The organism is Prosthecobacter dejongeii, assembly GCF_014203045.1.
Lineage (GTDB): Bacteria > Verrucomicrobiota > Verrucomicrobiia > Verrucomicrobiales > Verrucomicrobiaceae > Prosthecobacter > Prosthecobacter dejongeii.
Window position 1 is genome coordinate 12948 of sequence record NZ_JACHIF010000010.1, and the last position, 12315, is coordinate 25262.

The window sequence follows — 12315 nt, forward strand, 5'->3', positions numbered from 1 at the left end:
AGGTTAGACCTTGGTCACACGTTTCCAGAAGAAGTCGAGTTCGCGGGCCAGCACTGTCATGACTTGAGTCGGCTCTGCCTGCACGGCTCCGGTTTCAGCATCTTTGATGATGCGCTGCATGGCATACAGAGCTGCCACACTGGCGGTATCCAGATGCACCGCATCTAAATTCGGCTTTAACGGTGCAGGCAAGGTATCCCCAGCATACAAAGCCTGCCAGGCAGGATGCTCACGATCCGCCTTAAAGGTCACCAATTTCAGCTTCACGGCCACAGCGCCATCGCGTTCAGCTTCAGCAGCCAAATCTGCCAACCTTCCCGCAGCAAATCCCGCCAGCACACGCCAGTAAGCACTGTCCGAGAAGGCAGCTAGACCGAACAAAATCTCCACTCCCTGAATGGACCACACCATGGTCTGCCGCCCGGTGAGACCAGGTAGCTCATGCTCACTGAAACGAACCAAAGGAAAACGACGCCCTGCCAGGCGGATCAATTCACCCAGCTTGCCATAGTCCAGGGGCTGCGCTTCAGCCTCGGCCGCCATTTGCAGGCGGAGCGCTTCAAAACGGCCTAACAAGGCATCTCCCGGTTTACTGGCAGGCATCGGCGTCGGAACAGGTGCCGTAACCGATGAAGGAGCAACCGAAGAGACGGGTTGGGCAGGCAGATTGATCCGCTCTGGAGGCATCTCAGCCAATTCATCCAGAATGCGGGTTTTACTTCCAGGCTGCCGCAGGTGATGCAGCATCTCACGCAGTTTCACAAAGGCATCAGCCGAAGGCGAAACCGAAGTCATCGCAGCAGGAGTTGCGGAACCACTGGGGGATGCCCCCTGAGGCCGCCAGTCATTGGCAGAGGGCGAAAGATTCGGAGACGATGATGGAAGGGCTGCTGGCGATTCCGGGGTCTCATCCATCGTCCCTCCTGCCGGTGAGGGAAGCGGTGGGGGGATGAGAGAGGGCAGATCATTCTGTGGCAATGCGGCCTGCGGCTCAGTTAAACTAGCGGCCATTTGCTGCACTTCCGCAGTAGTGGGCGCGTCAAAAAGAGAGGGCAATTCTTCAGCTTCACTGAGCGGCAGAGACTCCGTCATCAGCGGAACCGCTGGGGTTGCGTCTTCAGTCACTGCTGGCACGGCCAGATCCGCTTCCACCGACTGACCTGAGACGGAAAGCGGCACGGAGTTCTGAAAAATTTGCCACTGCCGCGCACAATGCCGCAAAAACACACGTGCAGAGACTGACCCAATCGGGCGTCCCAGAAAATGCTGTTTCACATCCACAAAGGCCTCAAACTCAGTCGCCTCTTCATCTGAAACTTTCCCCTGCTCCAACCGCAATCTTAAAAGGGCCAGAGCATCGGTCTCCCGAAGTCCCCGTAGCAAGACCTGGCTGGCCGTGAGACGATCTTCAAGAGCACTCGGCAAATGGTGGCCAAACGTCGCCTGCCACACATCCTGATTCAGACTTAACAGGACGTGAAGGCCCTGGGTATCCACCAGATCCATCAACAACGCCGCGATGGTGACGCCTGCTGCAGGGTTTCGGTAGTAACCGTCCAAGTGATCCACCAGCAAGATGACAGGACGCCAGAGCGCCAAAATGCGGAACCAAGTGGGCAGACCCGTTTCGTGATCCGTGCCAGCCAGATCCTGCATCACCGCAAGCCCTTCTCCCTCGCCTTCAAAAGCCTGGCCCATCATGGCCTCCAGCCAAGTGTCCGCCACATCCGTTCGCACGGGCAATTGCCGAGCGACACGGCGTGCCAGGATAGGGCGCAAACCCGCTGAGTGTTTGCGCAACCAGTCACCGATGAGGTGAGCTGAGCCGTCTTTATTAAAGACATCTGAAACCGGACCTGAAAGCACTCTCAAGGCCTGATCGGGATTGGCACTCGGCACCAGCCCGTCTTTGATCAAATCATGCAACAAGTGCGCGACCAGACCGGCACACACCTCACGCAGGCGTGACCACCCAGATTGATGCCCAAGTGCCAGGCTCAGTGCCTCCAGCCCACGCCGAGTGATGGTCGTCAAATTCAGCGAATCACCGGTGCGAAAGGCCAGTGGCACCATGACCACATCCGCCCCAGTGGCAGCAACGACACGCCCTAGCAAATGCGTTTTCCCATAGCCTGCTCGGGGTGCCGTCAGCAACATAAGCGGCACACCCGAACGATTTTCCACCGATTCCAGCAACTGGTCTAAGACGTCCTCATTCAGCCCCCCCACAGAGTCTGACTCAACAATGGCCATCGGGCCAGAACACACATCAGCCGCAAAAGGATTTCCATATTGCATGGCTGGACCCGTTTTGCCGGTTGGAGAAGTGATGGAGGATTCAGAGCTACCCACAGGAAACACCAAGTTCAATTTTTCTGTTATCCAGTATTAACTATTGAAACTATTCCCCAACACAAAAAATTAAAGTAGAGACTTCGTTTATTTGCGAAAATTTGCACTTTCGCAAAGTTGCGACTCTCGTTTTTGATTGCCTCTGAGAGGAGAGGCATTCATGCCCATGAAACAGATAGCAGCTTGTGTGACTGTCTTTCTGCCTCAGCCATGCAATGGCCAAAACACAGGCACCAGCAGCAGGATCACGGCCAGCGTCACCACAGTCAGACCGCTGCCCACTTTGATAAAGTCACTGAAGCGATACTTGCCAGGCCCATAGACGAGGATGCAACTTGGCTCAAAAGGAGTCAGCACAGAGATGCTCGCACTGAGCATGATCGCGATGGCAAAAGACCTGGGATTAGCCCCCAATTTTTCTGCCGCTTGAATAGCGATAGGAAGCACCACCAGAGCAGCGGCCGCATTCGACATCGGCTGAGTCAACAGCACCGTCAGGATGCAAAAACCTGCCATCACCGTGACTGCTCCATAAGGGCTCAACCAATGGGTCACGAAACCCGCCAACAACTCATCTGCCCCAGACTTGGCCATGGCTGTGCCAAAAGCGGTCATGCCTCCAATGAGGATCAAAAGCCGCCAGTCAATGTTTTCATAAGCCGTGTCTAGCGTGATGCAACGAGTGGCCAGAGCGATGAGTGCCGCGATCAAAAACGCGATGGAAGCAGGCAGCCATCCCAGGCTGCTCGCCGTGACTGCAAGGGCAAAAGCCAGGAGTGTGGCCAGGCCCCGCTTACGTGCAGTACTGGCATAAGTGTGCTCGGTAATGACCACCATCTCCGCCTCTTGCTCGAATTTTTGAAAACGATCGTAGGGCCCTTGCAGCAGCAAGAGATCCCCTGCATGCAGCACCACATCCGCCATGTGATCATTGAGGGTACGATCTCCGCGCAGCAGAGCCAAAACCGACAGCCCTGTCCTCCGCCTAAAGTTACTCCCTCGCAGAGTCTGGCCGACCAAGCTAGAGCGCGGAGTCAGCACCACCTCTGCCACACTCACTTCAGTGGTATCCACGCCAGAACGGCGCAGTTGCACGTCTTCCTGGATGTCGATGCCTTCGATCTTTTTGACCTTGATGAGATTCTGAACCTTGCCTGCCACTAGAACAACGTCGCCCGCCTCGAATTGCGTATGAGGGCCGATAGGTAGCTCCATTTCATGGCGACGAAGTTTCACCACTTGAAATTCCAAAACAGAAAAGTCCGACTGAAAGGCCACCTGCCCGATCAAAGGCGAATCGGGTAAAATAACGACCTCGGACAAATACTCCCGCATGTGTGCCTCTGCCCCCAGATGCTCTGCCCGGTCCCGCTCCGGCACCCACTTCATGCCCACCAGCACCAAGTAGAGAAGCCCTGCGGTAAAGATAACGAGGCCGATGGGGGTGATCTCAAACATCCCCACTTCCACCATCCCCCGGTGTTTCATCGCCCCACTCACGGCCACATTGGTGGAGGTGCCGATGAGGGTGCATGTGCCCCCTAAAATAGAGGCAAAAGAAAGCGGCATCAGCAGACGGGAGGGGGAGATTTTCAGCCGCCGAGCCATCCCGATAACGGGGCCCAGGAACATGGCCGTCACCGTCGTATTATTCATGAAGGCGGAGATGATGCCCACCCCGCTCATCATCCCTGTCACCACCCGTTTGGGGTGGCCACCCGTGGCGCGGGCCAGAAGGCCCCCCAGACTATCCAGCACACCCGTCTCCCGCAGAGCCGCACCGATGATGAAGATGGCCCCCAGCATCACGATGACTTCATTGCCAAAGCCTGCAAAAGCCTCCTGCACGTTTAAAACCCCACCCATGACCAGCAGGCACAGCAAGCCCAGCGTCACTAGATCCACCGAAATTTTCTCCGTGGCAAACAACACGACGGCTGCCAACAGCAGGCCAATAACAAGATAAGGTTCCATGAAAGCGGGGCCAAAAAATCGGCAGAACGTGCCGAATGACGAGGGATTAAATCTTTAGGCGAGGCTCAAACTTTAGCCCTTATGGGGCCCGACCTTCTTCCACGTCCATGAGGTCAAAGAAGGTCACGATGTCCTCCCGATGCCCCAGCCCTGCCTCGGCTCTTTGTTTGACTAGCCCTTCTGAAGCAGCATCTCGCCAGCCACGTTTCATCATAAAGCCATTGAAGATTTCCACATGCTCCGTGTCGGGTTGGCGCCCTTTTTGGAAGCACCATTCCAACACCTCTTCATCCGTCCCCCCTTCCAGCGTGCGCTGGCTGAGATCGGCAAAATTGACTCCGAGAAGACAACAGACTCGGTCATCAAAAGTTCGGCTGCCAGGGATGACATCCAGGTGATACCCCGGAGGCAGCCCCTCCTGCGCATTCAGGCGGATTTTGTCTAAGATACGACCAAAGACCATGATGCCACCAACCATGTCACGGGGAGAACGAAGAGGAAATGCCATAGCCTCTTTCCATAGCGCAGGTTTGCAGACTTGGTCAACGCTGCCTGAAAAGGCAATTCCAACCAGCGTTCCTGAATCAAAATTTTGCAGGTGACAAGACCGTCGCTCAGGATTACCGCACCCCCTCATTCTCCCGAGCATGTTTAGTCAATCCACCCTAAATCAACGCACCCTCACCTTCGTTGGAGCGCTCTCCTTAGCCGCCACCTTTTTGCCCCTCAGCACTCAGGCTCAACTGGGCGTTTCCCCTTCCCAAAATGCCGCTTTTCTCACGGAACTGCGCGCCCGCGACCCTAAGCGCGCGGATGAAAACCGAGATGTACTGGGAGATGCCCGTGAAAAACTGGAAACTGGCCGTGCCCTTTCCCGTCCAGAAGTGTTTAGCTCCAGCGTCACCAACCCTCGCCGGCTGAATGCTGACCTCACAGGTTTCCCGAGCCAATACCAACTGGGCCGCTCCTACCTGAGCCCGTGGTATGATGGAGTCGTCGCCCCCGAAAACACGCTGCAAAATGCCTCAGGTATCAGCGCAGGTTTCGCCTTTGAACAGGGCTTCGAATACAACTCTGTGATCAAAAACGGCAAAGGCGGCGTGATCCTCTCTTCCACGCTTCTTTTTGATACCCAATATAAGCTCGCTGAAAACCAGCGCCTTACCCTGACGGGCGGCCTGGGCTTCAACTGGGTTTCTGGCAATGACCGCATTGACTGGAGCTTCTTCAGTGATGAGTTTGGTCTCGCTGTCCTTCCGGGTACATCCCTGGCCTACGATGCCCAGTTTGGCCCCATCTCCCTGACGATTTATGATCGCGTCAGCGTCCGCCCCTACCTCGGCGTGTTGCAAAACGATCTCGGGATTGCTGGCACCTGGCAGATCGCCCCTGCCCTGTCTTGGACACTGAATTATACCCACAGTACCACCCATGATGTGGACGGTAATTATCTAGGGGCAGTACTCCCGGTGGCAGACTTGGACACCTTCTCTTCCGTCCTCAATTTCGATATCAATGGTGCCCTCAGCGTCGGCCTAGAAGGTGCGCTCAACTGGCTGGATCATGACAATGATGAAGTGGCCAATGATGGCACGCTTTGGAACCTCGGAGCTTACGTTGCCTGGAAGATCAATGACAAGAGCCGCCTGCGTGTGGCCGCAGGTTACCAGCACCAGGAGTATGACAACACCTCCTTGTTCGCAAATATCCCACCATTTTTCGTTGTGCCAAACGATAGCTCAGATCTCAGCGAGCCCTACTACTCCATCAGCTTCAGCCAGCGCCTCAGCGACCACCTGAGTCACGAATTCGCCGCGGGTTACGAGTCCAACCTTGATTTTGGCTCCAACTTCACCAGCTCCCACTACGTGAATTATGGCCTCACCACCGATACCTGGAAAGGGGGCCGCATCACTGCCAGCGGTTTTGTGGAACACAGCGACCAGTCGGCCGCTTTCAATTCTGGTCGGTTCACCAGCTTCGGTCTAGACCTGCATCTGGCTCAGCAGATCACCTCCAAACTCATTGCTGGTCTCGGTTACTCTTATGTCCGGATCGAAACCGACATCAGCAACCGCGTTAGCAACACCGGCACCAAATTCAACCAGCACATGTTTGGTCTGAATCTATCCTACGCACTGAATGCAAAAATGCAGGTCAACCTGGGCTACCAGTCTTTCCTTTTCACCCAAAGCGGCCTTGCCACACGTGACAATCACCGCGTCATGCTAGGACTGCGCTATCAGTTCTAAGAAGGCTTGTTAAATCAGCCCGGAGCCTTTGAGCTTCCGGGCTTTTTTGTGTCTTCAACACACCCGATTAGTAAAGATCATCGTCTCTCGCCATCACCTTTTCGGCAGGGGATTCCCCTGAGGCTAACCATGTGCCCGCATCTTCAAAACCAAAAGTGCGTGGGAGCTGGTGTTGCAGAGTGGTAAGCTGGCGTTCGATTTCGCGAATGAAGGCTTCGAGAGCCGGGCCATACTCTTCTTTTGCCAAAGAACCTGCGGCTGCATTCAGGCACACCTCCAGAGTCATCTCGGAGACAAAAGGCTCCAGCCCATACCCGATTATGGTCACCGCCCGCTGGCTGCTTGTATCTATCAACAACAGAACACCATGATTATCCCCTCCACGCTCCACCGCGCTGAAAAGGCTGCCTCGGTTGAACAACCAAAAGGCATGCAGAGCCAAAGGAATCTCCGGCAGCAGATCCGTCATCACCGCGGCTAAACTCACTTGAGGAAACCTTTGGTGCAGAGCCTGAATCGTTTTCAAAACCGATCTTCTCTGGCTCCCGGATAAGACTCTCGCCAGATCCACCAAAGGCCCGTTCAACATGGGCGGGATGCCCATCATCGGCCCCAGAGCTTCCAGAGAAAAGCCACACTGAGAGCATGCTTGATCATGCTCCAAAGCAGGCTGACGGCAGGCGGGGCAACGCATGATGGCAAGAGACGTAGCCCCGGGCATCTCGCAATGCCTTTTCACATCAGCTCAGGATCACACCGCCTCACTCCCAGCAGGGATGTAAGGATCTTCATGCAGAACAGCCCGCTTGGTCCCACTCAAGAGTTTGATCCACTCCACCAAGCAACCGAAAAAGATGATCGCCACGGCGACCAAGAAGAAACCGGTGACCCATGCATCCACGAGCCCATTGAACTTGAGGTGGCCCCAGTCTGAGAGCTCTTTGGCCGTGCCCCCTGCGGCAATCTTCCCTGCATAAAGATCTACCTGCGCGAGGAAGCCCATGCTCGGATTCTTGTCGAACAGCTTGATGTAACCCGCCGAAAAGGTGGCCGTGATAAGCAGCGCTAGCGGAGCCAAGGTCACAGCGATGTAGCGGGCCTTCCCCATCTTGATAAGAATCGTCGTGCCCAGGCAAAAGGCGATCACCGCCAGAAGCTGATTCGCGATGCCAAACAGGGGCCAGAGGGTATTGATGCCCCCCAGTGGATCCACCACCCCCTGGTAAAGGAAATAACCCCACATGGCCACGAGCATGGCGCTGGCAAACACGTTTGCTGGCAGGCTCTGGGTATTGCCCAACGGCTTCCAGATATTACCCATGAAATCCTGAAGAATGAAACGTCCCACACGCGTTCCAGCATCAATCGTCGTCAGGATGAAAAGCGCCTCGAACATGATGGCGAAATGGTACCAAAAGGCCATCCACTGGGCACCAAAAGCACGGGCAAAAAGCTGCGCCATCCCCACCGCAAAGGTAGGTGCCCCACCCGCACGGCCAAACATGGTCTTTTCACCGATGTCTGTCGCCAATTGGTTCATTCCAGCTACCGTCACAGGGTAAGCCCCATTTTCCAAGGCACTGATGGTGGCCACCACCTGTTCTGGAGGCATGGTTTTATTGATGCCTGCGTTAATCGCGAAGTATTCACCAGGCTGAAGAGCGCAGGCTGCCACCAAGGCCATCAAAGCCACGAGCATCTCTGTGATCATGGCTCCATACGCCACGCTGCGGATGCTGCCTTCACGATCCAAAAGCTTTGGTGTGGTGCCGCTGGAGATGAGAGCATGGAAACCAGAGATGGCTCCGCAGGCGATGGTAATAAAGACGAAAGGAAATACCGCACCGAGAAACACCGGCCCCGTGCCATCAATGAACTTGGTGATCTTCGGCATGTGCAACTCTGGAGCCACAAAGATGACTGCAATCGCCAGCACTGCGACCGTGCCGATTTTCATGAAGGTGCTGAGGTAATCACGCGGAGCCAAAAGCATCCAGACCGGCAGGACCGAGGCAGCAAAGCCATAAATCATGATGGCCCAGGCCATCCATTCGCCGCGCTGTTCAAAGTAGTGCTCAATGCCCCAAGCGCCCAATTTGCTGCCAGCCCAAACGCCCACCAGCAAGCCCACAATCCCAAAGATCGTCACGGCTTTGACGCTGATTTTGAAAATGGTATGACCCACGCCCATGAAAAACGCCAGGGGAATGGTCATGGCGATGGTAAACAGGCCCCACGGGCTCTCGGCCAATGCTTTGACAACCACCAATCCCAGCACAGCCAGCAAGATGGTCATGATGGCCAACACTGAAATCATGGCCACGAAACCGACTAACGGATTCACCTCTTCCTTGAGCATTTGCCCCACAGATTTCCCCCCGCGGCGGATGGAAGCAAACATGACAATCGCATCATGCACCCCACCGCCTAGGGTCGCACCAATCAGAATCCAGAGCATCCCAGGCAAGTAGCCAAACTGGGCGGCCAAGACCGGGCCAACAAGTGGACCTGGGCCGGCAATCGCCGCAAAGTGGTGACCGAAAACCACCCACTTATTCGTCGGGACAAAGTCCTTACCGTCCTTTTTGGTGTGAGCTGGCGTGGAGCGTTCATCATCCAGCACCAGAACTTTGGTGATGAGCCACTTGCTGTAAAAGCGATAGGCCACGGCAAAAGAACACAGGCCAGCCACCACAATCCACAATGCATTGATCGTCTCCCCTTTATGGAAGGCCGAAAAAGCCACCGAACCTGCGCCAAGGGCAGAAATGGCGATCCAAAGAAGAATGCGGAGGAATTTGGGCATAACTGGGGAGGCAGATTAAAAGGGAGAGACTGAATGAGCAAGAACGAAGGCAGCCAGGAAACGACCTTGAACAGTGATTTTCACCAACCGAGTGAATAGAAATCTCTCAACACAGGCAGAAAGCCCGGCTTTCTGCTCACTTCATGCGAATTGGAGAACCTAAACGGTGCGTTTTACCACCACTTGCTGCTGGCGGGTCTTGAGGATGCTGTCGCTGGGTAAAATTCCGGTAAAACTGCTCAATGGGTAAACAATGCTCCGGCGCCCGATGAGGCTACCTGGATTGATGACACTATTACAGCCGATCTCGGCATGATCTCCAATGACAGCGCCGAATTTCCGCAGCCCAGTTGGGATCGGTTTTTTGGCATCGGAAATCGTCACTTCACCACGATCCAGCCGCACATTGGAAAGCACTACCCCAGCTCCAAGATGGGCTTTGTATCCCAGGATGGAATCGCCCACATAGTTGTAATGGGGCACTTCACAGTGGTCAAAAATGACGCAGTTTTTAAACTCGCAGGAGTTGCCCAGCACACAGGCATTCCCCACAATGACATTTTCACGGATGTAGCACCCCGCACGGATCATGCAGTTCTTGCCGATCCACGCAGGACCTTTGATCACGGCTCCAGGCTCGATCGTGGTGCCTTCGTCTATGAAGACATCTTCCCCGATGAAAGCCCCTTGAGGGACCGGGCAGCGAAGCTCCCGCTGAAGCCGGAAGTCCAGGTAGGACTCAATCTTGGCCAGGGCAGACCACACGGGATCGGTGGGGGTAAAAAGGATGCTGTGCTGCGTATGCGCCAGGTCGAGAAATTCGGCGGGGAAAAACATGACTGAGATCCGAGGTGGGAGGTTCCGGGTATCTTGCCTAATGAGTGAGATAAGGCCGTGGGCCGAGACGATGCCCTCCACACCTATCTAGGATCCAGGCGCTTACACCGTCATCACTTCCTTCTCTTTAGAGGCCATGTGCTGATCCAGCTCAGCGATCTTCTTGTCCGTCAAGGTCTGAACTTCTTTCTCCAAGCGGTGCAGATCATCTTCCGTGATGATGCTGTCCTTTTCGCCTTTTTTCAGCTCTTCAATGGCTGAGCGGCGGGCCGCACGAACGCGCACCTTCGCCTCTTCGCCCATCTGTTTGACGAGCTTCACCATCTGCTCACGCCGCTCCTGAGAAAGCGCAGGAATGGGCAGGCGGATAACTTTACCTTCAATGCTGCCATTCAATCCCAGGCGGGATTCACGAATGGCGCGGTCAATGTCATGAAGAGTCGCAGAATCAAAGGGCTCAATGCGGATCAGACGCGAATCCGGCGTGGTGATCATGGCCAGTTGCTTCAGCTTCATATGGGAGCCGTAGCTGTGCACATGCACATCCAGCCCTTCCACCAGTCCAGGGGAGGCCTTGCCTGTGCGCACGGCGGCGAATTCGTGAATCGCAAACTCGACCGCCTTGGTCATTGAGTCTTCACACTCCAGCATCGTCATTTCAGGGTCCATGGACATAACAGTATCGGGTAAAAAATTGCAGAAAAGAGGCGTATAGGATGCCCGCCAGTGTGGCACGTGTCCACTGCGGAGTTTACCCAGGTTTGCCACCAAAGCCCCCTGCCAAGAACAAAAGCCTCATTTCAAGCCAAGACTGAAGTCTCGCTTGAATGAGGCCACTGAAAAACAAAGGCTTAAACCTTGCCGTTCGCATTCACCAGCGTCCCCATCGGCTCGCCAATGAGGGCGCGGCGGATGTTGTCCTGCTCGTTCATGCTAAAGACGATGATGGGCATGTTATTTTCCATGCACAGCGAAAAAGCCGTCGCATCCATCACCTTGAGCTGTTTCGTCAAGCAATCATGGAAGCTGATGTTGTCATAACGCACCGCATCCGGATTTTTGTTTGGGTCTGAGCAGTAGATGCCATCCACCTTTGTCGCCTTGAAGACACAGTCGGCTCCAATTTCGCTCGCACGCAATGCGGCTGTGGTATCAGTGGAGAAGAAAGGGTTTCCTGTGCCTGCGGCAAAGATCACCACGCGGCCCAGTTCCAGATGGCGCATGGCCACACGGCGGATGAAAGGCTCCGCCACGTTTTTCATTTCAATGGCGCTCTGTACACGAGTTGGCACATCCATGGCCTCGAGCATCGACTGCACAGCGAGCGAATTCATCACCGTAGCCAGCATGCCCATGTAGTCAGCCGTGGCGCGCTCCATGCCTTTATTGCTGGCACTGACGCCACGCCAGAAGTTGCCGCCGCCGACGACGAGGGCAATCTCCAGCCCCGTCTGGTGAGCGGCTTTGATTTGGGCCGCGATGTCCTCCACGATCGGAGGTGAAATGTTATCGGTGCTGCCTGGCTCTCGGAGAGCCTCACCGCTGAGTTTAAGGAGTACGCGCCTGAATTTCCGGTTGCCTGTGTGATCGCCCATGTAGGTGTTGATTTGGCCCGTCATACATGAAGTGCAAGTGGATGCAAAGATATTTCCAGAGAGAACAAAGATGTTTGGGCAAATTCAGCGCCCCAATCGCCCCTGCCACAATTAAGAAATCTCAATCGCCTCACACTTTTCACGCCACCCAGGAAAGCTCCAGACATTTGGAAATCCTGAGCATTGCAGCGGCTTTACCGACTGAATCCGGCACGTGTTAAGGCCCTCTAAAAACAGGCATTCACCATTTGGCTTATCAATGATGGAAAGCCCTGTTCGATTGGCATTCAGACGGGTGCAATCACGGATAAATGCGTCCTCATCCATGCCGATGTAAGCGGCAATGGCGGTCGCCTCTTCAGACGTCACATTGACATCTCCAGGCCATCGGCAGCAATTGCCACAGCGCTGGCATTGGTAGTAGGGCTTGGATTTGTCAAGAAAGGGCTGTGTGCTCATGAAAACTTTAGCATTCGCACGTTTCGTGCGGCGTTTCATA

Annotated in this window: 10 protein-coding genes; 1 reads left to right on the top strand and 9 read right to left on the bottom strand. The window is 55.0% G+C overall.

Going from position 1 to position 12315, the window contains the following annotated elements; translation table 11 throughout:
- Nucleotides 1-3: 3 nt before the first annotated feature.
- From HNQ64_RS19445 to HNQ64_RS19455, 3 genes are all read right to left on the bottom strand, one after another.
- Nucleotides 4-2253 carry a hypothetical protein gene (locus HNQ64_RS19445; protein ID WP_184211817.1) on the bottom strand — a complete coding sequence of 750 codons (2250 nt, stop codon included), beginning with the start codon at nt 2251-2253 and terminating at the stop codon, nt 4-6.
- Between the two features lie 303 nt (nt 2254-2556).
- A complete protein-coding gene (locus HNQ64_RS19450; protein ID WP_184211819.1) occupies nt 2557-4326 on the bottom strand; it encodes an SLC13 family permease in 1770 nt (589 codons plus the stop codon).
- 79 nt (nt 4327-4405) lie between these two features.
- Nucleotides 4406-4834 carry a DUF5069 domain-containing protein gene (locus HNQ64_RS19455; RefSeq protein ID WP_184211821.1) on the bottom strand — a complete coding sequence of 143 codons (429 nt, stop codon included), beginning with the start codon at nt 4832-4834 and terminating at the stop codon, nt 4406-4408.
- Nucleotides 4835-4973: 139 nt separating this feature from the next.
- On the opposite strand from HNQ64_RS19455, the gene HNQ64_RS19460 reads away from it, so the two are divergent.
- The gene (locus HNQ64_RS19460; protein ID WP_184211823.1) at nt 4974-6578 is read left to right on the top strand and encodes a TonB-dependent receptor; all 1605 of its coding nucleotides are present in this window, start codon (nt 4974-4976) and stop codon (nt 6576-6578) included.
- 67 nt (nt 6579-6645) lie between these two features.
- Here the strand turns inward: HNQ64_RS19460 and HNQ64_RS19465 are convergent, their stop codons facing one another.
- From HNQ64_RS19465 to HNQ64_RS19490, 6 genes are all read right to left on the bottom strand, one after another.
- Nucleotides 6646-7299: a TPM domain-containing protein gene (locus HNQ64_RS19465; RefSeq protein ID WP_343075912.1), complete on the bottom strand. Its 654-nt coding sequence runs from the start codon at nt 7297-7299 to the stop codon at nt 6646-6648.
- A 30-nt stretch (nt 7300-7329) separates the two neighbouring features.
- The gene (locus HNQ64_RS19470) at nt 7330-9384 is read right to left on the bottom strand and encodes a carbon starvation CstA family protein (protein WP_184211828.1); all 2055 of its coding nucleotides are present in this window, start codon (nt 9382-9384) and stop codon (nt 7330-7332) included.
- Nucleotides 9385-9543: 159 nt separating this feature from the next.
- Nucleotides 9544-10221 carry an acyltransferase gene (locus HNQ64_RS19475; protein ID WP_184211830.1) on the bottom strand — a complete coding sequence of 226 codons (678 nt, stop codon included), beginning with the start codon at nt 10219-10221 and terminating at the stop codon, nt 9544-9546.
- 102 nt (nt 10222-10323) lie between these two features.
- Nucleotides 10324-10896, bottom strand: coding sequence for a ribosome recycling factor (gene frr / locus HNQ64_RS19480; RefSeq protein WP_246431134.1), 573 nt, complete (start codon nt 10894-10896; stop codon nt 10324-10326).
- 176 nt (nt 10897-11072) lie between these two features.
- Nucleotides 11073-11840, bottom strand: coding sequence for a UMP kinase (pyrH, locus tag HNQ64_RS19485; RefSeq protein ID WP_246431135.1), 768 nt, complete (start codon nt 11838-11840; stop codon nt 11073-11075).
- A gap of 87 nt (nt 11841-11927) precedes the next feature.
- A complete protein-coding gene (locus HNQ64_RS19490; protein WP_184211832.1) occupies nt 11928-12275 on the bottom strand; it encodes a YkgJ family cysteine cluster protein in 348 nt (115 codons plus the stop codon).
- Between the last annotated feature and the right edge of the window lie 40 nt (nt 12276-12315).